The sequence below is a fragment of the Rhizobium sp. ZK1 genome (assembly GCF_047782645.1).
In the GTDB taxonomy this organism is placed as follows: domain Bacteria; phylum Pseudomonadota; class Alphaproteobacteria; order Rhizobiales; family Rhizobiaceae; genus Rhizobium.
This window is the reverse complement of the sequence record NZ_CP180586.1, coordinates 550,837-573,237: the sequence shown is the minus strand read 5'-3', so window position 1 is coordinate 573,237 and position 22,401 is coordinate 550,837. Positions and strand designations below refer to the sequence as shown.

Here is a 22,401-nt window from a genome sequence, read left to right as displayed (position 1 = left end):
TGCCCTTCGCCAATCGCCTTTGCCCTGACGCAAACCTGCTCCGGCAGAATGCTTCAATCTAACCAGGAAAGGCTCTAGCCCAGATGGGACTTGCTCACTTGACGATGTCGAGATCGTTGATGACGCGCTTGCCGTCGACTTCCGTATAGAAAATCACCACCTTGACGCCGGCCTTCAGGCCTTCGAAGTCGAATTCCTCGGGCGCCTGATAGGTCTTGCCGTCGTCCAGCGTCAGGACGAGATTGGTCGTGTCGACCTTCTTGATGGTCGCCTCGACATCAGCGCTCTCGGCAAAACTGCTCATGGGCGAAAGAAAATTTGCCGTGGCCAGAAGCGTAGCAATAACGAAACGCATGTCGGCAATCCCTTTGAAACGCTGCCGTTGATATCGAGTGGCCACAGATAAACTCCTGAATATGGCGAAAATTGCCCGGAAGAATGGCTTTCGGCGCCCAATTGATGAATAGGATTTTACGGATAATCAAGAGGCTCCGTTGACCGTCTTTTTCTCTCCGTTTACGCGATTTAGCAGCCACGAATGCGCGCAATCGTAAATTAACCCCTGCCCCCTAAAGTCGGCGCGAATGTAGGGGTGTGTGATTTGCAATTCCGGCTGAGCAACGGCAACCAACTGCGGCGTGTTCTGAAGAATACGCGTGTCTCGCTGCTGGTTTCCGCCCTCATGGCTGTTGTCGTTATTGCCGTCGGCTTTGCGCTCGACAGCGCGAATACTGCCGCCTATCTACGCGAGCTGCAAATCCGAACTGCAAACGAGACGAACCTGATCCGCGCCCGCATGGCGGCGCAGATCAACATGGACATCACCGCCGTCCGCGACCTTTCCAACCTGATCTCGCTCAGCACGCCGACGAACGAAGTGGAGATGGAACGGCAGATCAACTGGCTGCTGATCCAGAACCCGCATTTCATCCATATTGCGGTCGCGCCTGATTTCGTCGTCAAGTCGGTCTATCCGGCGCAATCAGGCAAAGACCGGATCGGCAGGGATGTGCGGGACGTACTGCTGCAGCGCATGTCGATCAGCCGCAATTCCGGCGATCAGTCGGCCCGCTTCTACGGTCCCTTCAAGACGACGGACGCAGAAAACGCCTTCGCGATCTTCTTCCCGGTTTTCATCAAGCAGGACGGCAAACGCCGCATCTGGGGCGCGGTCGAGGCAGTCATCGACCAGAACATGTTCTACGAGGCGACGGGTCTTAGACCCGCGCGTAACAGCGAGAACCAGGAGCGCTATCCGCATCTCGACCACCTGTCGGTCGCAGTGCGCGACATCGGCACTCCAGACGAAACGGCCGCGCCCTTCTTCGGCCCCCCCGATATTTACGGCAAAGATCCGCTCCGCCGTAAAATCAATTTCGCGGGCGGGCGATGGGAACTGGCGGCGGTACCGAACACAGGCTGGACGGCCGTTCCAGACAATCAGCCCGAACTGCGATTGATCATCGTCGCCGCAGGCTGCGTGATCATCATCCCGATCTTCTTCGCCACGTTGCTGCTCGGCGAACGCAATCGCAATATTACGCAGCTTGAAGCGCGCGAGGCCAAGCTTCTGGAACTGTCGCAGCGGCTCAACCTGGCACTCGAATCCTCCCGGATCGGCATTTGGGAGTTGCCGGAAAACGCCACCAGCCTTTCCTGGGATGCGCGCGCATCCTCGCTTCACGGCCTCAAGGCGATAGAGGGTATCCGATCGCAGGCAGTGTGGCTGTCAACGATCGTGCCCGAAGACCGCGAAATCGCAGAGGTTCATTTCTTCGGCTGCAGCATAGCGGGGGAAGCCTGTACCGCGCAATACAGGGTGATGCGGGAGGATGGCCGCATCCGCCACCTGCGGTCCATCGGCGCCTTCTATACGGATGCCGGCGGCGCAGGAAAGACGATCGGCATCGTCTGGGATGTCACGGCCGACGCAGAAGTCACCAACACGCTTCGTCTCGCCAAAGAAACAAGCGAACTCAAAAATGCCGAGCTGGAACTTGCACTGGAGGAGCTTTCAAGCCGTGAGGCCGAGCTTTCCGTACTGTCCAGCAAGCTCGATCTGGCACTCGATTCCTATCAATGCGGAATCTGGGAAGCCGTTCTCGGCAAGGCCGGTTCGATCTGGGACGAGCGCATGCAAGAACTCTACGGGTTGAAGCAGAGCAATGCCTTCGTGACCGAAGACGCCTGGCTCTCCCGAATCCATCCCGATGATCGCGGGCTGGCGCTCGAAAGCGCCCGACATTTCAAGCGACTCGGGGACACGCATACGCTTGTCGTCCGCGTGCCGGACGAGAATGGCGGCTTGCGCTACGTGCGTTCCGTCGGCAAGGTGCACCGCACGCCGACCGGCGAGATGAAAATCATCGGCATCGCCTTCGATTCGACAGAAGACGCTTTGATGACGCTGCGCCTCAAGTCCGCGAAGGACGAGGCGATCGCCAAGAACGTTGAACTGGAGCTTGCCAAGAACAGGATCGAGCACAATTCCCTTCACGACCCGCTGACCTCGCTCGCCAACCGCCGCAAGCTCGACATAGCACTGGAAAGCCTGACGGATGCCGGCCGCAGCGAGCGGCAGACATTCGCGATCCTGCATATCGACCTCGACCGCTTCAAGGAAATCAACGACACGCTGGGGCATGCCGCCGGCGACGCGATGCTGGTGCATGCATCCCGCGTGCTTTCGAGAAGCGTGCGTGACAGAGATGTCGTGGCGCGTATCGGTGGAGACGAATTCGTCATCCTCTCCTTCGACACGGGCGACACGGAGATGGCAGAGCTTGCAGGCCGCATCGTCGAGGAAATGCGTCAGCCCATCGATTTCCAGGGCTTCTCCTGCCGCTGCGGCGTGTCGATCGGCATTGCGCTGGCGAACGGCATCCATGTCGATGCGCGCAAGGTGCTGATCAATGCCGATATCGCGCTCTATCGCGCCAAGAGCCTCGGCCGCAACCGCTTCGAATTCTTCAATCACAATCTTCAAGCCGATATCATCAACAACAAGCGCACCGCCGACGAGATCCTCGCCGGCATCGACAATGGCGAGTTCACGGCCTGGTACCAGCCGCAATTCTGCGCCCGCTCGATGAAGCTGACCGGGGTGGAGGCGCTGGTGCGCTGGCGCCATCCCTCCAAGGGCTTGCTGACGCCGGATAAGTTCCTGCGCATTGCCGACGAAATCAATGTCGTACAGACGCTCGACCGCATCGTGCTGGAGACCGCATTGCGCGACAAGATGCGCTGGGCGGCACAGGGCATCTCCGTGCCGAAGGTCTCGGTCAACGTCTCGGCGCGGCGCCTGCACGACGGCAGCCTGCTGGAATCGCTTGGCGACCTGCAGATCCGTCCCGGCGAAATCTCCTTCGAACTGGTGGAATCCATCTTCCTCGACGAGAGCGAGGATGTGGTCTCGCAGAATCTCGAACGAATCAAGGCGCTCGGCATCGATATCGAGATCGATGATTTCGGCACCGGCCACACGTCGATCGTGTCGCTTTTGAAGCTCAAGCCGAAGCGGCTGAAGATCGACCGGCAGCTCGTGCAGCCGATCGTCGCCTCTTCGCAGGAACGCGCGCTCGTCAGCTCCATCATCGAAATCGCCCGCTCGCTCGGCGTGGAGACGGTGGCCGAGGGCGTCGAGACGCTTGATCATGCCGAACTGCTGCGCGATCTCGGCTGCGATCTCCTGCAGGGCTATGCCTTCGCACGCCCCCTCTCCTTCGACGATTTCGCCATCGAGGCGCGCGGCACGGCCTGGCTGCTGGCATCCTAGCGCTGAAGCCTAGGCTATCGGTCCCAATACCGGAAATACCATTCCTCTGATCGCCCCATCAGGCGCAAAGAAAGGCTTTTGCCTGAACGGCTTTTTGGCCTATGAGTGTCGCGCCTTTTTAAGTAATGGCGCGGCCGGTGACGACCGGCTCCGCGCATCCGGCGGGAACACATGTCGCATAATACATTCGGTCACCTCTTCCGTGTAACCACCTGGGGCGAAAGCCACGGACCGGCGCTCGGCGCCGTCGTCGACGGCTGCCCTCCCGGTCTGCGCTTCAAGCTCGAGGACCTGCAGGTCTGGCTCGACAAGCGCAAGCCCGGCCAGAGCCGCTTCGTCACCCAGCGGCGCGAGGACGATCTGGTGAAAGTTCTCTCCGGCGTGATGATGGATACCGACGGCGAAACGATGATCTCGACCGGCACGCCGATTTCCATGCTGATCGAGAATACCGACCAGCGCTCCAAGGACTATGGCGAGATCGCCCGCCAATATCGCCCCGGCCATGCCGACTACACCTATGACACGAAATACGGCATCCGCGACTATCGCGGCGGCGGCCGTTCATCCGCACGCGAGACGGCGGCACGCGTCGCAGCTGGCGGCATTGCCCGCCTCGTCGTGCCCGGTGTTACCATTCGCGGTGCGCTGGTGCAGATCGGCAAACACAAGATCAACCGCGCCAACTGGGATTGGGATCAGGTCGGCCAGAACCCGTTCTTTTCCCCCGATGCCGAGATTGTGCCCGTCTGGGAAGAGTATCTCGACGGCATCCGCAAAGCCGGCTCCTCCATCGGCGCCGTCGTCGAAGTGATCGCCGAGGGTGTTCCGGCAGGGCTCGGTGCGCCGATCTATGGCAAGCTCGACCAGGATATCGCTTCACTGCTGATGTCGATCAACGCCGTCAAGGGCGTGGAGATCGGCAACGGCTTTGCCGCCGCCGAGACGAGCGGCGAGGACAATGCCGACGAGATGCGCATGGGCAATGACGGCAAGCCGATCTTCCTGTCCAACAATGCCGGTGGTATTCTTGGCGGCATTTCGACTGGCCAGCCGGTCGTCGCCCGCTTCGCCGTCAAGCCGACCTCTTCCATTCTCACCGAACGGCAGTCGATCGATGCCGACGGCAAGAATGTCGATATCCGCACCAAGGGCCGTCATGACCCCTGCGTCGGTATCCGCGCCGTGCCGATCGGCGAGGCGATGATCGCCTGCGCCATTGCCGACCACTATCTTCGCGACCGCGGCCAGACCGGCCGGCTGAAATAGGACCTGTCCCATGCCTTATGACCAGAAGCGCGTTGTCGATGCCATCAGGGCCTTCGAAGCCGGCGAAATTGTCGTCGTCATGGATGATAATGATCGCGAAAACGAGGGCGACCTGATCGTTGCCGCCGTGCATGCGACGCCGGAAAAGATGGCCTTCATCGTGCGCCACACATCAGGCATCGTTTGCGCGCCGATGCCGAAGGAAGAGGCCAAGCGGCTGAACCTCAATGCGATGGTGGCAGAAAACGATTCCGCCCATACGACTGCCTTCACCGTTTCCGTCGATTTCAAGCATGGTACGACGACGGGCATTTCCGCCGACGACCGCACGCTTACGGTGCGAAATCTCGCCAACCCGAATGTCGGCGCCTCCGATTTCGTCCGCCCCGGACATATCTTCCCGCTGGTTTCCCGCGAAGGCGGCGTCCTGATGCGCTCGGGACACACGGAAGCGGCTGTCGATCTCTGCAAGCTTGCCGGCCTGCCGCCGATCGGCGTCATCTCCGAACTCGTCAATGACGACGGCACGGTGACGCGCGGCCCGCAGGTTGTGGATTTCGCCGAGCAGCACGGGCTGAAGCTCCTCTCGGTCGCCGACCTCATCGCTTATCGCCAGCGCAAGGAAACGTTGATCGAACTCGGTTCGAGCTTCGATATCGACACACCGTTCGGCAAGGCCAAGGCGCACGCCTATTCGCTACCCTGGGATCCGATGCAGCATCTTGCCGTCGTCTTCGGCGACATCAGGGATGGCGTCGATATTCCGGTGCGCCTGCATCCGGAAAACGTCGCCGACGATCTGTTCGGCAAGCGCAAACCGGTCGATTTCTACATGCAGAAGATCGCCGAACAGGGCCGCGGCGTCATCGTCTACCTGCGCGAAGGCTCTGTTGGAGTCGGCCACTATGACAACGGCCGCAAGGCACGCAACCAGGGCCGCGAGGCCCATGCCGAAGCGCAGACGCGCGACAACGAATGGCTGGAAATCGGCCTCGGCGCACAGATCCTGAAAGATCTCGGCGTCAGCTCGATCACGCTGATGACCAGCCGCGAACGGCACTATGTCGGCCTGGAAGGCTTCGGCATCAAGATTTCCAAGACGGAGATCTGCTGATTATCCCTTCTCCCTCAGGGAGGCGGGACTATTCTCTCCAGCCGTCCAGATAAACGACCTGCTCCACACCGGCGAAGCGCGCCAGGCGCTCGAGCTCGGCTTCCAGCTTTTCGATCCGACCGGCAGACGCTTTCACGCGCGGCTCCAGCCACAGCCGCTTCACATCGAGCGTGCCCTTTTTCCTGTCTGCCTTCATGTCGATGCGGCCGATGAGCCGGTCCCCCTCCAGGAGCGGGAAAACATAGTAGCCGTATTCGCGCTTCGGTTCCGGCACGAAGATCTCGATGCGATAGAAGAAGCCGAAAAGACGCTCTGTCCGGTTTCTGTCCCGAATCATCGGGTCAAACGGGCTGAGCACCCGGATTCGCGGGGGCGCTTCCGGATAAGTGTCTATCGTGCCGAGGAAATCGGCAAAAGCCCATGAAGAGCGCGGCTTACCGCCAAGCGCCGGTTCGATCAGCACTTCGATCAGCTCATCCCGATGTTCGGTCACCCAGGCCTTCGCCTCATCCGGTGACAAGAGATCCCAGAAGGCGGCGATTTCGCCGTGGGTGGCAAAGCCCAAACGGGTGAGCGCACTGCGGCAAGCCCAGTCGACGAAATCCTCGCGGCTCACCTCCGGCTCATGGAATTCGGCCGGAATGACGCGTTCGACGAGGTCGTAGATCTTCTGGAAATTGGAGCGGCCGGCGATGGCGAACTTGCCGGTACGCCAGAAATATTCGAGCGCCGTCTTGTTCGGATGCCAGTTCCACCAGCCACCGGAGACGTGACCGTCCGCCTTCATGTCGCGCGCCAGGATCGCTCCGTCCTTCACCACCCGCTCGTAAGTTTCCTCGAAGGAAGCTTCGAAGCCCTCGCCGCGCCATTTGCGCCAGCGCTCGACAATTGCCCGCTCCTCATCGACGAACCTGTGCTTCCAATATTTGAAGAAGGCGCTCGGCAAGATGGAGGCATCATGCGTCCAATGTTCGAAGAGCGCACCATCCTTCTCCAACAGCGCGGTCAAATGTTCGCGCCGGTACGTCTGGTTGCGGGAAAAGAGAATCTGGTGATGAGCGCGCTCCACTGTCTGGATGCTGTCCACCTGCACGAAGCCAAGATCATGGATAAGATCCAGCAGGCCGGCCTTGGTCAACGCGCGGTTCGGAGGCGCGCTCAGCCCCTGCTTGGCGAGAAAGATACGGCGGGCAACGGAATTCGAGAGCAGATTCGTCATGCCGCCATCATAGCGCGGAAAATCTTCCTAGCCACCCGATACCATATTGGAGCCGATTTGATTTTGATCCTTTATCGGGTCATCACCGCCCTATAGAAGCAGGAATTCTAGCAAGGGGACCAGATTTGGATATTCGTTTCGAGAGCGCAGGTGCCAGTTTCGGGCCAAGGGTCGCGGTCGAACCGCTAACGCTCTCGCTCACCGAAAACCGCCTCGGCGTCATCGGGCTCAACGGTTCGGGCAAGACGACCTTCGCGCGGATGATCAATGGGCTGATGAAACCCACCACGGGCAAGGTCCTGGTCAACAGTCGCGACACACGCGACGAGAAGACGGCGCTTGCCGATGTCGGCTTCATCTTCCAGTCGCCGCAGAACCAGATCATCCTGCCTATCGTCAAGGACGATATCGCTTTCGGGTTGAAGGGCCGCGGCTTAACCAAGGCGGAGATCGATCGGAAGGTCGAGCTGGTGCTGGCTCGCTTCAATGCTGAGGACCTTGCCACTCGCCGTGCGCATGAGCTTTCGGGTGGTGAGCTCCAGATCGCGGCGCTCTGCTCGGTGCTGGCGACGGGTCCCAATATCCTTATCCTCGACGAGCCGACCAATCAGCTCGATCTGCGCAACCGCGCGCTGGTTCAGAAGACCATTGATGGGCTTGAGGAAAGTGTCGTCGTCATCACTCATGATCTGGAGCTGATCGCCGGCTTCGGGCGGGTTCTCCTTTTCCATGAGGGCAGGCTCGCAGCCGACGCGCCGGCGGCGGAAGCGATTGCCCGCTATAGGGAGCTTGTCGCCTGATGCAGTCGCTTTATGTCGAAGGTAACAGTGCCTTGCATCGGCTTTCGCCGCGGGCAAAGATCTTTTCGCTCTTCCTGTTGGGCGTCGTGCTCTTCATCGGCGACAATCTTCCGTTGCTTTCCACCGTCACGCTGCTGACGGCGCTGACCTATCGGAGCATCGGCTTGTCACTGAAGGAATCGGCCGTCCGGCTGCGGCCGATCCTGCTGACGATCGTGATCGTGGCGCTCTTCACTCTCATCGTCAGTCCGTGGCACGTTGCGCTTGCGACGCTGCTCCGGCTGACGGCACTGATGTTGTTTGCTGCTGCCGTGACCGCGACGACGACGATCACGCAATTCATGGATGAAATAACAGCGCTTGCACGGCCGCTGGAGCGGACCGGCCGGGTGAAGGCCGACGACATAGGGCTCGCCGTCGGCCTCGTCCTGCGGTTCGTGCCCGAAATCATCGCCCGCTATCATGCGATCAGCGAAGCCCATGCGGCGCGTGGACTGAAGGTGCGACCGGTGACGATCCTTACCCCGCTCATCATTTTGACGCTCAGGGATGCGGATAACATTGCCGCGGCGATTGACGCGCGCGGCATTCGGCGGCATGTCAGTTAACGTTTTATGAATTGGAGATCACGATGAGCACGCGCGACCTCGTTCTTGCCGCCCTTTTCGCCGCTATTATCGTGGCTCTCGGCCTGCTGCCACCTATCTATCTGGGCTTCATTCCGGTGCCGATTACGGCGCAATCGCTCGGCGTGATGATGGCAGGTGTCGTACTCGGCGCAAGACGCGCCACGATTGCCGTGCTGATCGTGCTGGTGCTCGTAGCCATCGGCCTGCCGGTGCTTTCGGGCGGTCGCGGCGGCTTTGCCGCTTTCGTGGCTCCGACATCAGGCTTCCTGTTCGGTTGGGCTTTTGCCGCTTTTGTTACTGGCTTCCTCAGTGAACGGCTCGTGCACAGCGATCAGTCCGGCCTCGTGCAGACGGTAAACTTCTTCCTTGCTGCCATGATCGGCGGCATCGTCGTGCTTTATGCCTTCGGCATCGCCTATCTGGCCATTGCCGCCAATATCGGCCTGAAGCAGGCCTTTGTGGGCAGCATGGCCTTCATTCCAGGTGATGTCATAAAGGCCTTCGTCGCAGCGCTCGTCGGCCGGGCCGTCATGGCCGGCTATCCACTCTTGCCGGTTCGCGCTTAATCCAGGAAACCATAGAGCCAGTCGCGCGTCTCTTCCGGTAGCGCGACCGGCGAGCCGTCGTCGCGGCTGCGCGCCTGCCAGGTGATTTCGACCTCGGCGGCACGCTCGTCATCAATCTCGGCGGCGATGAGAAAGCCGATGGAACGTAAACCGATCTTGTCGACGCCGGCGGTGAAGGTTACCGCCTCATGATAGTGCAGCGGCCGGTGAAGGATGCAGGACACCTTGGCGGGAGTATAGGCAGGCTCGTCCTCAACATCAGGTCTCAATGACCAGAAACCCGCAAGTACGGATTCGGCATAGGAAATATAGGAGGCCAGAAACATCTGGCCGTTCATATCCACATCACGAAACGGTACGCGCAATTCCACCACGTCCGGGCGGTTCGTCTTACTCATTTACAGGTCTGCCTTGCAGGTTATCAGCTCGACCCTAGCATGGGGTCCGTCGAAGTAAACGAAACAATTAAAATAGCGTAAACAACAGAAGTGGGATCGTAACCGCGGCGACGTGGCTTGTTGAAATCGACGCGCTGCGCTCCATCTGCTGTGGATCATGACATTTACGACCGATAGAGTGCCGGCATGAGCACCCGTCTTTACGAACATCCCATCTTTCTCGAGCACGTGACGCCGTCAGGTCATCCCGAGCGCTCCGACCGCATCCGCGCGCTCAATGTCGCGCTGGAACATCCGAATTTCGAGCGCCTCGACCGCAGGCAAGCGCCGCAGGCGAATGAGGACGCCGTGCTGCTTGCCCATCCGGAGGAGCATCTGATCGCCGTGATGCGGCAGATCCCGGAAGAGGAAGACAAGATCAACCAGCTGGAAGCCGATACTTATGCAAGCCAGAAGAGCCTGCAAGCCGCGCTGACCGGCATCGGCGGGGCGTTGGCTGCCGTCGACGATGTCTTCCACTGTAAGGCGGACAATGTGTTCGTTGCCGCCCGCCCGCCGGGGCACCATGCCGAAAAAATGACGGCGATGGGTTTCTGCTTTTTCAACAATGCGGCGATCGCTGCCCGCCACGCACAGAAGGCTCATGGCGCCGAGCGTGTCGCCATCGTCGACTGGGATGTGCACCATGGTAACGGCACGCAGGATATTTTCTGGGACGATCCTTCCGTTCTCTTCTGTTCCACCCACCAGATGCCGCTTTATCCCGGTACGGGCGCCAAGGACGAGAACGGCGTGCATGGCACGATCGTCAATGCGCCGCTTTCGCCCAATGTCGGCAGCGACCATTTCCGCGAGGCGTTCAAGTCGCGCGTGCTGCCGGCGCTCAACGATTTCCGGCCGGATCTCATCATCATCTCGGCCGGCTTCGACGCGCATCACCGTGATCCGCTGGCGCAGATCAACCTGACGGGCGAGGATTTCGACTGGGCAACCGGCCGTCTTCTCGAGGTTGCCGACCGCAGCGCCAATAACCGGGTCGTCAGCCTGCTGGAAGGCGGGTATGATCTGGAAGGGCTCGCCGAGTCGGCGGGCATGCATATCCTCAGAATGATGAAGGGTTGAGAATGACTGACAGCGCCAAGCCGGAGGTTTCCGGTCTTTCCTTCGAAAAGGCAGTTGCCGAACTCGAAAGCATCGTTGCCCGCCTGGAACGCGGCGACGTAGCGCTGGACGAATCCATCGAGATTTATGAGCGCGGCGAAGCGCTGAAGAAGCATTGCGAAGCGCTGCTCACCGCTGCCGAAAACCGCATCGAGAAGATCCGCCTCGACCGCGCCGGCAAGCCGCAGGGCGTCGAACCACTCGACGGCGCTTAAGCAACAGTAAAACTTCCTGTCTTAGACGCTTGGCCGCCGGCTTCCTGCCGATCTATGATCCCTCGACAACATCAGGGAGCAGCAGAATGACGGACAGATTGAAGGGCAAGGTCGCCATTATCTCAGGTGGTGCCACCGGCATGGGCGGCGCGGCCTCGAAGCTCTTTGCGGCTGAGGGTGCGCATGTCGCGATCATCGACCGCAATGGTGAGGCGGCAGCCGAAACCGTGAAGCAAATCCGCGAGGCCGGCGGCGAGGCCGAGTACTGGACGGCCGATGTCTCGGAAGAAGCAGCGGTCAATGCCGCAGTGGCAGGCATCGAAGAGCGTTATGGGCCGGTCACCGTGCTTTTCAATCATGCCGGCACGATCGTCATCAAGCCGTTCCTGGAAACCACGCTGCAGGAATGGGACTGGCTGCACGCCGTCAACGTGCGCTCCATGTTCCTGATGACCAAGGCGGTGCTGCCCAAGATGATCGACGCCGGCGGCGGATCGATCGTCTGCACCTCTTCGATCTCGGCGGTCGCCGCCACGCCGATGGAAGTGCTCTACGACACGACCAAGGGCGCGGTGCATATGTTTGCCCGCGCCATCGCTGTCGAATTTCGTGACCGTAGTATCCGGTGCAATGCCGTCTGCCCCGGCTTCATCCGCACGCCGCACGGCCTGCGCGAAGTGAAGGAGTTGCAGGCACATGGCGTCGATGCGTCCGATGCGGCGATTGTCGCGCAGCAGGGCCGGATCGGCGAGCCGGAAGATGTCGCCCGCGCCGCACTCTATCTTGCCAGCGATGAATCGATCTTCGTCAACGGCGCCCATCTCTTCGTGGACAATGGTTTTACTGCCATCTGACGACTCTTGACGATCCGGGAAACTGACCCTTTCACCATGGACCGGCAGGCGCTATCTGTGGCGGAAGCCTTTGTGATCGGAGATCCCCCATGTCCTTCTTCCCCGGTAAAGATCCCCTGCCCGGCGATGCCTTCGCCTGCGACGCGATCGAGAACCTGATCATTCCGCGCACCAGCGATATTGGCGGCTTCCAGGTGCGGCGCGCCCTGCCGACGCGTCAGCGCCGTCTCGTCGGGCCTTTCATCTTCTTCGACCGCATGGGGCCGGCCATCCTGAAGCCCGACGAGGCGCTCGACGTGAAGCCGCATCCGCATATCGGGCTTTCGACCGTCACCTATCTCTTCGACGGGGAAATCCGCCATCGTGACAGTCTCGGCACGGAAAAGGTCATCCGGCCCGGCGACATCAACCTGATGACGGCCGGCCGCGGCATCGTGCATTCCGAGCGCACGCCGGACAATCTGCGCGGCCATCCGCTCTCCATGTCCGGCCTGCAGACATGGCTTGCGCTGCCTGACGACAAGGAGGAGATCGATCCTTCCTTTGCCCATACCGAAAAGACTGACATGCCTGTCATCGACGATGGCGGGGTGACCGGCCGCGTGGTCATCGGCTCGTTCGAAGGGCTGAAATCGCCGGTAAAGGTCTTTACCGATACGCTCTACGCGGATATTGCCCTGCAGCCGGGCGCGAAATTTCCCTTCGGCGCTGCTCATGAAGAACGCGCGGTCTATGTGCTCTCGGGCGAGGTCGTGATTGCCGGCGACCGGTTCGCGGCGGACCAGCTTCTCGTCTTCCGGCCAGGCGATGCGATCACGCTCGAAGCGGGCGCCGAGGGCTGTCATCTGATGCTGTTTGGCGGTGCGGCGCTGAACTCCAAGCGCTACATATGGTGGAATTTCGTGTCCTCCTCGAAAGAGCGGATCGAGAAGGCCAAGGAGGAGTGGCGCACCGGCCGCTTCGATATCGTTCCCGGCGACGAAGAGGAATTCGTGCCTTTGCCGGAGGGCTGAAGTGCTCTAAGGTGAAAATCTTGCGGTTATGCAAATGCAGTTGTTTTGCCGCAATTCAATCGAATAAAGCAAAGCCGATCAGTCAAAGAAGAGCGCCCGCCCGTGACACAATCCCCGAAGACCCCGCTGCTCGATCAGGTCACCTACCCTGCCGACCTGCGCAAGCTCGAGGATCGCGATCTGCCGCAGCTTGCACGCGAGGTCCGGGACGAAATGATCGATGCGGTGTCCCGCACCGGCGGGCATCTCGGCGCGGGTCTCGGCGTGGTGGAACTGACGATCGCCATCCACAGCGTCTTCAACACGCCTGATGACCGGCTGATCTTCGACGTCGGCCATCAATGTTATCCACACAAGATCCTGACCGGGCGCCGCGACCGCATCCGCACGCTGCGCCAGGAAAACGGCCTCTCCGGCTTCACCCGCCGGGCCGAGAGCGAATACGATCCGTTTGGCGCGGCGCATTCATCCACCTCGATTTCCGCCGGTCTCGGCATGGCCGTCGCTGCCGATATCGACAAGACGGACCGCCGCGTGATCGCCGTCATCGGGGACGGCGCGCTGTCGGCCGGCATGGCCTATGAGGCGCTGAACAATGCCGGTGCTCTCGATGCTCGGCTGATCGTCATTCTCAACGACAATGACATGTCGATCGCCCCGCCGACGGGCGCGATGAGCGCCTATCTCGCCCGCCTCGCTTCCGGCCGCACCTATATGGGCTTCCGCGATTTCGGCAAGAAATTGACGGCTTACCTCGGCAAGAACATCGACCGCGCGATCACCCGCGCCGTCGAGCATGCCCGCGGTTATGTGACCGGCGGGACGATGTTCGAGGAAATGGGCTTCTATCATATCGGCCCGATCGACGGTCATTCCTTCGATCATCTTCTGCCGGTGCTGCGCAATGTGCGCGACAATGCGAACGGCCCGGTGCTGATCCATGTCGTGACGCAGAAGGGCAAGGGCTATGCGCCGGCCGAAGCTGCAGCCGACAAATATCACGGCGTCAACAAGTTCGATGTCATCACCGGCACGCAGGCGAAGGTGAAGCCGAATGCGCCGAGCTATACCAATGTCTTTGCAGAAACCCTGGTCCAGGAAGCCACGCTCGATGATCGCGTCGTCGGCATCACAGCGGCGATGCCGAGCGGCACCGGTCTCGACAAGTTTGCCGAGATCTTCCCCTCACGCTATTTCGATGTCGGCATTGCCGAACAGCACGCGGTCACCTTCGCCGCCGGCCTCGCCGCCGAAGGTTTCAAGCCATTCGCAGCGCTCTATTCCACCTTCCTGCAGCGCGCTTATGACCAGGTCGTGCACGATGTGGCGATCCAGGGCCTGCCGGTGCGCTTCCCGATCGATCGCGCCGGTTTCGTCGGTGCCGACGGTCCGACGCATGCGGGCTCCTTCGACACGGTCTTCCTCTCCACCCTGCCCGGCTTCGTGGTCATGGCGGCCGCCGACGAGGCGGAGTTGAAGCATATGGTGCGCACGGCCGTTGCCTATGATGCCGGCCCGATCTCGTTCCGCTATCCGCGTGGCGAAGGTATCGGCGTCGACATGCCGGAGCGCGGCCAGATTCTTGAGATCGGCAAGGGGCGCATCGTCAAGGAAGGCACCAAAGTCGCGCTTCTCTCCTTCGGGACGAGGCTTGCGGACTGTCTGCTCGCGGCCGAAGATCTCGATGCCGCAGGCCTGTCGACGACGGTTGCCGATGCGCGCTTCGCGAAGCCGCTCGACCATGCTCTAATCCGCCAGCTTGCGGGGCATCACGAAATCCTCATCACCGTGGAAGAAGGTTCGGTCGGCGGCTTCGGCAGCCAGGTCATGCAGTTCATGGCGATGGACGGGTTGCTCGACCGCGGCTTGAAGGTCCGTTCGCTCGTCATGCCCGATATCTGGATGGAGCAGGCGAAGCCGGAAGCAATGATCGCCCATGCGGGTCTCGATCGCGCCGGCATCGTCTCGACCGTCTTCAACGCGCTCGGACGCGGTGTTGCGGTCGGTGTGGCCGGTTAAGGCAGCCCACCGAGCCGCATTTGCTTATTCCGGCTTTTTGCCATCACGGTAGAAGATCATTCCACCGTGATGCAGCACGCGGTCGATGAAATCACCATCGGCGGTAAAGCCGGTATCGTCCCAATATTCGATATGGTCGCCGGTCACTTCATAGCGGCCCTGATAGGCGCTCTTTCGCGTGCCCCGCGCCTCGTCATATCGGCCGTTCGGTAGCAGCTCCTGACGGATATGGCCGTCACCAGTGATCCACATGCCGAGGTAGGGATGGTTCTGCATTTTCTGATCCTCTGAAATAGCGGATGAAGAGGCTGCGAGCGAAAAGACCGCGCCTGCAAGGGCCGAGCGGATTGCCATGGTCAGAGCCCCACACTTTCGGTCGGACGAACCGAGATGTCGTTGACGTCGACATCGTCGGGCTGCTCGATGGCGAAGCGGATTGCCCGGGCGATGGCGTCGGGCTTCAGGGCAATCGCCCGGAAAGAGACCATGGCTTCGGCCAAGAAGGGTTCGGTAATCGTCGAAGCGAGTTCGGATTCGACCACACCAGGATAGATGCAGGTGACCCGAAGTTTCTTGTTTTCCTGACGCAGACCGTCGGAAATCGCCCGTACCGCATATTTCGTCGCGCAGTAGACGGCGGCGGTCGGCACGACCGCCAGGCCGCCCACCGAGGAGATATTGATGATCTGGCCGCGATCCTGCGCATTCATGATCGGCAGCACGGCAGCAATGCCGTAGAGCACGCCCTTGATGTTGACGTTGATCATCTGATCCCATTCCTCGACCTTGAGCGATGACATGAGCGACAGCGGCATGATGCCGGCATTGTTGATGAGGACGTCGATGCCGCCGAAAGCATCGACAGCCGCCTTGGTGAAAATCTCGACGTCGGCCCGATCGGTCACGTCGAGCGCGCGGAATTCCACCGTCCCGCCGCCCTTGCGGATTTCCCCTGCCAGTTCTTCCAGCCGGTCGGTGCGGCGCGCACCGATCATCAGCTTCGCGCCTGCCGCACCGAGTTCGCGCGCCACGCCGGCACCGATGCCGCTGCTGGCGCCGGTGATCAGAACTGTCTTGCCTTTGATGTCAGTCATGTTTTCCTCATGTTTCGATGATGGCCGCAGCCGGATGCTGCCGATCCATGCGCATGAGATTGGGTCTGAGGGGCGGAAGCAGATAGAAAGCTTCTCCGGATTTCTTGCACGATCTTCCGAAAACAACCGAGAGCACTTGGCATTTGCTGCGGTGTCGGCCATGCTGCTTGAATGGAAAAGATTGCCGAACTTGCAGAATTGATCGACCGCCATACGGGCGCGGACGGGAGCTTCGATACGGCGCTGCCGCGTGTCGGCATCATACGATCCTCCGCCAGGACGGAACCGATCCATACGCTCTACGAACCTTCCTGCTGCATCGTGGCGCAGGGGCGCAAACGCGCTGTGATTGGCGACAGCGTGCATGTCTATGATGCCGCGCACTATCTCGTCGTCGGCGTCGACCTGCCCGTCATCGGCGCGGTCGTCGAAGCGAGCGCCAACCGGCCCTATCTGTGTCTGAGGCTGCAGCTCGACCGCAGCCTGCTCGCCGAGATGCTTCCTGCCGTCCACGGACGGCTGCCGGAGAGCCCAGCGGCGGGTGTCAGCGCCACGACGCCTGAATTGATCGATGCCGCCGCGCGCATGCTGCGGCTGCTCGATACGCCTGACGATGCGGAGGTTCTGGCGCCATTGGTCGAGAGGGAAATCCTCTATCGCCTCATACGCGGGCCGCAGGGCGCGCTGCTGCGGCAGATTGCCAATGGTGAAAGCAGGCTCAGCCAGATCGGCCGGGCGATCGACTTCGTCCGAAAGAATTTCAGCGAGCCCTTCGCCATCGAGCATCTCGCTTCGGTGGCAGGCATGAGCGCGTCATCCTTCTACGAACACTTCAAGACCGTGATGGCGATGAGCCCGCTGCAGTTCCGCACGCAGCTTCGCCTGCAGGAGGCACGGAGGCTGATGGTGACCGAGGGGCTGAGTGCTGCCGAGGCCGGTTTCCGGGTGGGCTATGATAGCCCTTCACAGTTCAGCCGCGACTATGTCCGCGTGCATAATGTTCCGCCGCGGCGGGATATCGAGCGGCTGCGCGCCTCCGCCGGGTAAGCGCAAAAAGAAAGGGCGGCACAACATGCCGCCCTGCCCTTTTCATTGATGAGGCGATTGCTCTCAGAACTCGGTCCAATCTTCCTGGACAGTAACGGCGGCTGCCGATGCCTGCCTGCCGCCGAAGGCCTTGGTGACCTTGCTGGCGAGCGCGCGGGCCGGAGAGGCGACCGGGCGGGACGCGGCGGTTGCGGCCACCGTCCGCTGGACCGGAGCGGCAGCCTGGGCGCCAAGCTTGAACTGGCGCAGCAAGTCGTCGAGGGCGGCTGCTTCCTGTGCGAGCGCATGGCTTGCAGCCGTCTGCTCTTCGACCATGGCGGCGTTCTGCTGGGTGCCCTGGTCCATGTTGTTGACGGCGGTGTTGATCTCCTGCAGGCCGATCGATTGTTCGCGGGTCGCCGTGACGATTGCGCCGACGTGGTGGTTGATCTCCTGAACCTCGGCGACGATCGCTTCCAGCGCCTTGCCGGTTTCGCCGACGAGGCCGACGCCGGAATTGACCTGTTCGCTTGATGTGTTGATCAGCGCCTTGATTTCCTTGGCGGCATTTGCCGAGCGCTGGGCGAGTTCACGGACTTCCTGTGCGACCACGGCAAAGCCCTTGCCAGCTTCCCCGGCGCGTGCCGCTTCGACGCCGGCGTTCAGCGCCAGCAGGTTGGTCTGGAAGGCGATGTCGTCGATCACGCCGATGATGTTGGAGATCTCGCCCGAGGACTTTTCGATCTGCTGCATGGCCGAAACTGCCCGGCGGACCACTTCGCCCGACTTTTCGGCGCCGAGGCGAGTACGCTCGACAAGGTTGCCGACATCTTCGGCGCGCTTGGCGGAGTCGCGCACCGTGGTCGTGACCTCCTCAAGAGCGGCTGCAGTCTCTTCGACGGCAGCGGCCTGCTGCTCGGTGCGGTGGGCGAGGTCGTCTGCCGCAGAGCGGATTTCGCCGGCGCCGGCATTGATGGCGGACGCGTTGCGACCAACGGACTGCAGGGCAGCCTGCAGCTTTTCGACGGCATTGTTGAAGTCATTGCGCAAGCTGTCATATTGCGGTGCGAACGGCGCGTGGATGCGGGCTGCGACATCGCCATTGGCAAGGCCAGCAAGGCCGCCGGCCAGCGCTTCGACGGCAAAGCGGATCTCGCCTTCTTCGCGGGCCTTCTGCTCGTCGCTCATCTGGCGCTGACGCTCGGCTTCGCCACGCATGCGGTCGGTTTCGCCGGCAAGCTGCTGCTTTTCGATCGCCGCGTCCTTGAAGACCAGCACGGACTGGGCCATGCGGCCGACTTCGTCCTGACGGCCAGTTGCCGGTACTTCGATATTGTGGTCGCCGCCAGCAAGACGATCCATGGCGGCCGTCATGCCGACGATCGGACGAACGATGGTGCGCGACAGAGCCCAGGCGAGTGCGGCAGCGGCGAGTGCAGCAGCAATGCCACCGACCAGAAGCGTGGTCTTGAGATCGCTGTTGGCATCCGCCCGCGCCGCAGCGAGTGCTATGGACTTGTCGCGGGCGAGAGACTTGATCTTGGCGGAAGCGGCGCGGAAACCGTCGAGCTGGCCCTTGGTGGCGTTGACACCGATCTTGACGACGTCTGCGATCGGCGTCTCGGTTTCCTTGCGAGCCTTGGCCTGCGGCTCGGCAAGCTCGTGGAAATACAGGTCGGCGGCCTTCTGCATGTCGTCGATCATCGAGACCAGCTCAGGCTGGGAAGCAGCAGTCTGCTTGGCGGCGGCAATCGCCTTCAGCATGCGCTCGCGGTTGGCGAAAATATCGCCATAAGTGCTGTCGCTGCGGAAGAGGATGAAGCCGCGCAGATTGACAGCCTGCTCGAGCATGGCCTGCAACGCGTCGTCGATCTGGTTGACCAGAAGCTCGGACTTTTCCTGCTCGGCGGAAGCGCTCGCCGACGTGGTTGCCTTGGAATAGACGAAAGCGGAAACGGATACGAAAATAAGGATGAGTGCTGCGAACGTGGCCGCAAGCTTACCATTCAAGGATATGTTTCGGGCGAACATCGGTCAATTTCTCCTGGCGACATCAGGCGCGACCACGCGAGGGCGCAGCCACAAGACTTCTTGATGAGGAACATGATCGGCGGGGAGGACGCGCAAGCCTTCATGGCCCGAAGCGATTCAAACGCGAACCGCTGCAATCAAACGGAACCTATGCGAGCGGGCTTTAAAATTGTTTAAATTTGTGCGTCGCAGCACAAGTTGGTTCGGATTATTGCAGTTCCGGTGATGTGGAGCCGTGACAGCATATCCGTCATGCCAACAAAAATGCTTGCAACCGGCAGCTTTGCCGGTCATTCACAGCCCATGCACGATCAGAACAGCCAGCGCCTTGACCAGCTTCTCGTCACCCTCGGCCTCTTTACGAGCCGCTCACGGGCGCGCGATGCCGTCGCGCGCGGCACGGTGAAGGTCGCCGGCAAGGTGGTGACGAAGGCCGGCACCATCTTCGGCCCCGATGCGGCAATCGAGATCGATGATCCGGCGCAGGACTATGTTTCGCGCGCGGCCTTGAAGCTTGTGACAGCGCTCGACCATTTCGGGCTCGACCCGGCCGGGCGGCACTGTCTCGATGTCGGCGCATCGACCGGCGGTTTCACGGAAGTGTTGCTGGAAAGGGGTGCAGCGCATGTGACGGCAATCGATGTCGGCCATGGGCAGATGCATCCGAGGATATCGGCCGATCCGCGCGTGACCAATATCGAGGGGTTGAACGCCCGCAGTCTGACGGCAGAGGATATCGGCCACGCGGTGGATTTCATCGTCTCCGACGTCTCCTTCATTTCGCTGAAGCTGGCGCTCGCTCCGGCGCTCGATATCGCCGAGCCGGGCACCCTCGCAGCAATTCTCGTCAAGCCGCAGTTCGAGGCGGGACGCGAAGCAATCGGCAAGGGTGGTTTGTTGAAGGATCCGGCTTCCGGGCCTGATGTGGCGGCGGAACTCGAACACTGGTTTATAGAGGATATGGGCTGGAAGAGTTTCGGACTCATCCCCTCGCCCATTTCGGGCGGCGACGGCAATCAGGAATTTCTACTGGCAGGGACGAAAGCGTGAGCACGGAAACAATCACCATCGACAGGCTCGGTGCACAGGGCGACGGCATTGCCAATGGCAAGGATGGGCCAGTCTATGTGCCCTTCACGCTGCCCGGTGAGACGGTCGCGATCGCCCGCGTCAAGAACCAGGGCACCGTGATGTCGATCGCCTCGGCTTCCACTGACCGACAGGAGCCGCCCTGCCGGCATTTCGGTCCCGATGGCGTCAACGGCACCTGCGGCGGCTGCACCCTGCAGCACATGGCGGATGTTCCCTACCGCGCCTTCAAGCGGCAGCTCGTCATCGATGCGCTGAGGTCCAAAGGACTGACGCCCGAGGTCGGCGAGATCGTGGCCGCCCATCCGGGTGAGCGGCGGCGGGTGGTCTTTGCGGCGCGCAAGACCGAGAAGGACATGCTCATCGGTTTCAACCAAGCCGAAAGCCACCACATCGTCGCCATTGAGGAATGTCCCATCTCGTCGGCGGGGATCGTTTCCCGGCTGCCGGCGATCAAGGCTGTCGGTGCTGCCGTGGCGACCAATGCCGAGGCCTTCCGCATCGCGGTTCTGGAAACGCTCTCTGGTCTCGATCTTGCTGTCGAAGGCGTGAAGAAGCTTTCCGACCAGCAGCGGCGCAGGGCGATCGAGGTCGTGCTTGGCCTTCGCGGCATTGCGCGCGTTTCGCTCGACGGCGAAATCCTCGTCGAGCCGGTGAAGCCGATCATCGAGTTCGGCGGCGTGCAGGTTTCCCCGCCCGCCGGCGGTTTCACGCAGGCGACGAAGCCGGCCGAAGAGGCGATGGCAAACCTCGTGCTTGCCCATGTCGGCAAGGCCAAGCGGATCGCCGATCTCTTCGCCGGCGCCGGCACGTTTTCACTGCAGCTGGCCCGCATGGGCCGCGTGCATGCCGTCGAAGGCGATGCCAAGGCTGTCGCGGCGCTCGACCACGCAGCGCGCAATACGCAGGGCCTGAAACCCGTGAGCGTCGAGAAGCGCGATCTGTTCCGCCGCCCGCTGATGACCTCGGAGCTCAAAGTCTTCGACGCCGTCGTCTTCGATCCGCCACGTGCGGGCGCGGAGTTCCAGTGCAAGGAGCTGGCACGCTCGATCGTCAAGAAGGTTGTCGCCGTCAGCTGCAATCCGCTGACGCTTGCCCGCGATCTCGTTATCCTCGTCGAGGGCGGCTACCGGATTACCTCGGTGACGCCCATCGACCAGTTCCTCTGGACCTCGCATGTCGAGATCGTGGCCACGCTGGAGAAATGAGCAGCCGTCAGCCGACTTTTTCGCCGACGAGGTGGCGCCGAGCTGAGCGAGCTGTACGGCGATACCGGCCTGGCGGTATTCCACCTTGTCGCCGCCGTCGAGGATGGTGATCTGTTCGGTGACGTACTTCGACCTGCGGTCGTTCAAACGCCTTCGCAGCGCAGGGTATCAGCGGCGCATGAAAGCCTCGAAGGCAGCGCGCGCCTCGTCACTTCTCATGCGGGCGGCGAAGTGGCGAACCTCTTCATCGATACGCGCGATGATCTCCTCCCGCGGGCCGCGAACGAGATCGCGGGCGATCTTCAACGCTTCCGGCGGTTTGGCGGCAAGCTTTGCGGCCGCAGCGATCGCTTGGCTTTCCACCTCTTCCGGCGTCGTCACCTTCCAGATCAAGCCGGCTTCCTTCGCATCCCCAGCCGTAAAGGCCTCGCCGGCAACGAGCATGGCGAAGGCGCGCTGGTGCCCCATAATGCGCGGAGCGATCAGGCTGGAACCCGCCTCCGGCACCAGTGCCAGATCGACGAAGGGCGTGCGGAACTGGCTGCGGTCGGAGGCGATCGTCAGGTCGCAATGCAGGTTGAGCGTCGTGCCGATGCCGATTGCCAGACCGTCGATGCCTGAGACGAGCGGCTTTTCGGCATTGGCGAGCGCATAGAGGAAATCGATCAACTCCAGCCCCACGCTGCCGCCCATGGCCGCGGCTAGGAAATCGCCGATGTCGTTGCCGGCCGAGAAGCTGCCTTCGGTGCCGAAAAAGACCGTCACCCTGATCCCGGCATCGCTGTTTGCGGTATTCAGGGCATCCGTCATCGTGCGATACATGTCGCGGGTAAAGGCATTCTTCTTTTCCGGCCGGTTGAAGCGGATAATCTGGACGGCCGGATGTTCCGCGGATCGCTCGATGACGATGGGATCACTCAT

21 protein-coding genes are annotated in these 22,401 nt (G+C 61.4%); 14 read left to right on the top strand and 7 right to left on the bottom strand.

All coding sequences use genetic code 11. From position 1 onward, the window contains the following. Window positions 1–94 precede the first annotated feature (94 nt). The gene (locus ACK9YZ_RS02870; RefSeq protein ID WP_112542941.1) at window positions 95–355 is read right to left on the bottom strand and encodes a DUF1344 domain-containing protein; all 261 of its coding nucleotides are present in this window, start codon (window positions 353–355) and stop codon (window positions 95–97) included. A gap of 327 nt (window positions 356–682) precedes the next feature. On the opposite strand from ACK9YZ_RS02870, the gene ACK9YZ_RS02865 reads away from it, so the two are divergent. The 3 genes from ACK9YZ_RS02865 to ribB all read left to right on the top strand — a co-directional run bounded on the left by ACK9YZ_RS02865 (window position 683) and on the right by ribB (window position 6,158). After that, window positions 683–3,775 carry an EAL domain-containing protein gene (locus ACK9YZ_RS02865; RefSeq protein WP_416066803.1) on the top strand — a complete coding sequence of 1,031 codons (3,093 nt, stop codon included), beginning with the start codon at window positions 683–685 and terminating at the stop codon, window positions 3,773–3,775. 171 nt (window positions 3,776–3,946) lie between these two features. Further along, a complete protein-coding gene (gene aroC, locus ACK9YZ_RS02860) occupies window positions 3,947–5,044 on the top strand; it encodes a chorismate synthase (protein WP_416065608.1) in 1,098 nt (365 codons plus the stop codon). 10 nt (window positions 5,045–5,054) lie between these two features. After that, the gene (gene ribB, locus ACK9YZ_RS02855; RefSeq protein WP_416065607.1) at window positions 5,055–6,158 is read left to right on the top strand and encodes a 3,4-dihydroxy-2-butanone-4-phosphate synthase; all 1,104 of its coding nucleotides are present in this window, start codon (window positions 5,055–5,057) and stop codon (window positions 6,156–6,158) included. Window positions 6,159–6,186: 28 nt separating this feature from the next. Here ribB and ACK9YZ_RS02850 read toward each other — a convergent pair whose 3' ends face one another. Then, the gene (locus ACK9YZ_RS02850) at window positions 6,187–7,377 is read right to left on the bottom strand and encodes a winged helix-turn-helix domain-containing protein (protein ID WP_416065606.1); all 1,191 of its coding nucleotides are present in this window, start codon (window positions 7,375–7,377) and stop codon (window positions 6,187–6,189) included. 125 nt (window positions 7,378–7,502) lie between these two features. On the opposite strand from ACK9YZ_RS02850, the gene ACK9YZ_RS02845 reads away from it, so the two are divergent. From ACK9YZ_RS02845 to ACK9YZ_RS02835, 3 genes are read left to right on the top strand one after another with little or no spacing between them, the layout of a single operon-like run. After that, the gene (locus ACK9YZ_RS02845) at window positions 7,503–8,177 is read left to right on the top strand and encodes an energy-coupling factor ABC transporter ATP-binding protein (protein WP_216757231.1); all 675 of its coding nucleotides are present in this window, start codon (window positions 7,503–7,505) and stop codon (window positions 8,175–8,177) included. Continuing rightward, window positions 8,177–8,785 (top strand): CbiQ family ECF transporter T component, encoded by a 609-nt coding sequence (locus tag ACK9YZ_RS02840; protein WP_416065605.1) that lies wholly within the window; start codon window positions 8,177–8,179, stop codon window positions 8,783–8,785. Before ACK9YZ_RS02845 ends, ACK9YZ_RS02840 begins: the two co-directional genes overlap by 1 nt. Window positions 8,786–8,808: 23 nt before the next feature. Then, on the top strand, window positions 8,809–9,372 hold the full coding sequence (locus ACK9YZ_RS02835) for a biotin transporter BioY (RefSeq protein WP_216757229.1): 564 nt from the start codon (window positions 8,809–8,811) through the stop codon (window positions 9,370–9,372). Here the strand turns inward: ACK9YZ_RS02835 and ACK9YZ_RS02830 are convergent. Further along, window positions 9,369–9,770, bottom strand: coding sequence for an acyl-CoA thioesterase (locus tag ACK9YZ_RS02830; RefSeq protein ID WP_216757228.1), 402 nt, complete (start codon window positions 9,768–9,770; stop codon window positions 9,369–9,371). The two genes, ACK9YZ_RS02835 and ACK9YZ_RS02830, sit on opposite strands and share 4 nt — an antisense overlap. Before the next feature lie 186 nt (window positions 9,771–9,956). Here ACK9YZ_RS02830 and ACK9YZ_RS02825 point away from each other — a divergent pair, with 186 nt between their 5' ends. From ACK9YZ_RS02825 to dxs, 5 genes are all read left to right on the top strand, one after another. Beyond that, window positions 9,957–10,892, top strand: a complete 936-nt coding sequence (locus ACK9YZ_RS02825; RefSeq protein WP_416065604.1) for a histone deacetylase family protein — start codon at window positions 9,957–9,959, stop codon at window positions 10,890–10,892. A 2-nt stretch (window positions 10,893–10,894) separates the two neighbouring features. Continuing rightward, on the top strand, window positions 10,895–11,146 hold the full coding sequence (locus tag ACK9YZ_RS02820; protein WP_183735507.1) for an exodeoxyribonuclease VII small subunit: 252 nt from the start codon (window positions 10,895–10,897) through the stop codon (window positions 11,144–11,146). Between the two features lie 86 nt (window positions 11,147–11,232). Further along, complete coding sequence (locus ACK9YZ_RS02815) at window positions 11,233–12,000, top strand: SDR family NAD(P)-dependent oxidoreductase (RefSeq protein ID WP_416065603.1); 768 nt, start codon at window positions 11,233–11,235, stop codon at window positions 11,998–12,000. A gap of 89 nt (window positions 12,001–12,089) precedes the next feature. Further along, on the top strand, window positions 12,090–13,013 hold the full coding sequence (locus ACK9YZ_RS02810) for a pirin family protein (protein WP_416065602.1): 924 nt from the start codon (window positions 12,090–12,092) through the stop codon (window positions 13,011–13,013). A gap of 102 nt (window positions 13,014–13,115) precedes the next feature. Further along, on the top strand, window positions 13,116–15,032 hold the full coding sequence (gene dxs, locus ACK9YZ_RS02805; protein ID WP_416065601.1) for a 1-deoxy-D-xylulose-5-phosphate synthase: 1,917 nt from the start codon (window positions 13,116–13,118) through the stop codon (window positions 15,030–15,032). 24 nt (window positions 15,033–15,056) lie between these two features. Here the strand turns inward: dxs and ACK9YZ_RS02800 are convergent, their stop codons facing one another. Next, on the bottom strand, window positions 15,057–15,386 hold the full coding sequence (locus tag ACK9YZ_RS02800; protein ID WP_416065600.1) for an Atu4866 domain-containing protein: 330 nt from the start codon (window positions 15,384–15,386) through the stop codon (window positions 15,057–15,059). Window positions 15,387–15,388: 2 nt separating this feature from the next. After that, a complete protein-coding gene (locus tag ACK9YZ_RS02795) occupies window positions 15,389–16,126 on the bottom strand; it encodes an SDR family oxidoreductase (protein ID WP_416065599.1) in 738 nt (245 codons plus the stop codon). Window positions 16,127–16,297: 171 nt separating this feature from the next. Here ACK9YZ_RS02795 and ACK9YZ_RS02790 point away from each other — a divergent pair, with 171 nt between their 5' ends. Beyond that, complete coding sequence (locus tag ACK9YZ_RS02790) at window positions 16,298–17,173, top strand: AraC family transcriptional regulator N-terminal domain-containing protein (protein WP_416065598.1); 876 nt, start codon at window positions 16,298–16,300, stop codon at window positions 17,171–17,173. A 63-nt stretch (window positions 17,174–17,236) separates the two neighbouring features. Here ACK9YZ_RS02790 and ACK9YZ_RS02785 read toward each other — a convergent pair whose 3' ends face one another. After that, complete coding sequence (locus tag ACK9YZ_RS02785; RefSeq protein ID WP_416065597.1) at window positions 17,237–19,183, bottom strand: methyl-accepting chemotaxis protein; 1,947 nt, start codon at window positions 19,181–19,183, stop codon at window positions 17,237–17,239. Window positions 19,184–19,447: 264 nt separating this feature from the next. Between ACK9YZ_RS02785 and ACK9YZ_RS02780 the strand changes: the two genes are divergently transcribed. Continuing rightward, entirely contained in the window at window positions 19,448–20,233 is a 786-nt protein-coding gene (locus ACK9YZ_RS02780) for a TlyA family RNA methyltransferase (protein WP_216758812.1), read from the top strand. Next, on the top strand, window positions 20,230–21,480 hold the full coding sequence (locus ACK9YZ_RS02775; protein WP_216757219.1) for a class I SAM-dependent RNA methyltransferase: 1,251 nt from the start codon (window positions 20,230–20,232) through the stop codon (window positions 21,478–21,480). Before ACK9YZ_RS02780 ends, ACK9YZ_RS02775 begins: the two co-directional genes overlap by 4 nt. Before the next feature lie 168 nt (window positions 21,481–21,648). On the opposite strand, the gene ACK9YZ_RS02770 is transcribed toward ACK9YZ_RS02775, so the two are convergent. Next, window positions 21,649–22,401 (bottom strand): crotonase/enoyl-CoA hydratase family protein, encoded by a 753-nt coding sequence (locus ACK9YZ_RS02770; protein WP_416065596.1) that lies wholly within the window; start codon window positions 22,399–22,401, stop codon window positions 21,649–21,651.

Excerpts from the sequence above, each read along its gene's own strand:
- ACK9YZ_RS02770 (WP_416065596.1), bottom strand. The coding sequence starts at position 22,401 with ATGAGTGATCCCATCGTCATCGAGCGATCCGCGGAACATCCGGCCGTC.
- ACK9YZ_RS02835 (WP_216757229.1), top strand. The coding sequence starts at position 8,809 with ATGAGCACGCGCGACCTCGTTCTTGCCGCCCTTTTCGCCGCTATTATC.
- ACK9YZ_RS02830 (WP_216757228.1), bottom strand. The coding sequence starts at position 9,770 with ATGAGTAAGACGAACCGCCCGGACGTGGTGGAATTGCGCGTACCGTTT.
- ACK9YZ_RS02870 (WP_112542941.1), bottom strand. The coding sequence starts at position 355 with ATGCGTTTCGTTATTGCTACGCTTCTGGCCACGGCAAATTTTCTTTCG.
- ACK9YZ_RS02865 (WP_416066803.1), top strand. The coding sequence starts at position 683 with ATGGCTGTTGTCGTTATTGCCGTCGGCTTTGCGCTCGACAGCGCGAAT.
- ACK9YZ_RS02815 (WP_416065603.1), top strand. The coding sequence starts at position 11,233 with ATGACGGACAGATTGAAGGGCAAGGTCGCCATTATCTCAGGTGGTGCC.
- ribB (WP_416065607.1), top strand. The coding sequence starts at position 5,055 with ATGCCTTATGACCAGAAGCGCGTTGTCGATGCCATCAGGGCCTTCGAA.
- ACK9YZ_RS02780 (WP_216758812.1), top strand. The coding sequence starts at position 19,448 with ATGCTTGCAACCGGCAGCTTTGCCGGTCATTCACAGCCCATGCACGAT.
- ACK9YZ_RS02800 (WP_416065600.1), bottom strand. The coding sequence starts at position 15,386 with ATGGCAATCCGCTCGGCCCTTGCAGGCGCGGTCTTTTCGCTCGCAGCC.
- ACK9YZ_RS02790 (WP_416065598.1), top strand. The coding sequence starts at position 16,298 with ATGGAAAAGATTGCCGAACTTGCAGAATTGATCGACCGCCATACGGGC.
- ACK9YZ_RS02840 (WP_416065605.1), top strand. The coding sequence starts at position 8,177 with ATGCAGTCGCTTTATGTCGAAGGTAACAGTGCCTTGCATCGGCTTTCG.
- ACK9YZ_RS02850 (WP_416065606.1), bottom strand. The coding sequence starts at position 7,377 with ATGACGAATCTGCTCTCGAATTCCGTTGCCCGCCGTATCTTTCTCGCC.
- ACK9YZ_RS02825 (WP_416065604.1), top strand. The coding sequence starts at position 9,957 with ATGAGCACCCGTCTTTACGAACATCCCATCTTTCTCGAGCACGTGACG.
- ACK9YZ_RS02820 (WP_183735507.1), top strand. The coding sequence starts at position 10,895 with ATGACTGACAGCGCCAAGCCGGAGGTTTCCGGTCTTTCCTTCGAAAAG.
- ACK9YZ_RS02795 (WP_416065599.1), bottom strand. The coding sequence starts at position 16,126 with ATGACTGACATCAAAGGCAAGACAGTTCTGATCACCGGCGCCAGCAGC.
- ACK9YZ_RS02810 (WP_416065602.1), top strand. The coding sequence starts at position 12,090 with ATGTCCTTCTTCCCCGGTAAAGATCCCCTGCCCGGCGATGCCTTCGCC.
- ACK9YZ_RS02785 (WP_416065597.1), bottom strand. The coding sequence starts at position 19,183 with ATGTTCGCCCGAAACATATCCTTGAATGGTAAGCTTGCGGCCACGTTC.
- aroC (WP_416065608.1), top strand. The coding sequence starts at position 3,947 with ATGTCGCATAATACATTCGGTCACCTCTTCCGTGTAACCACCTGGGGC.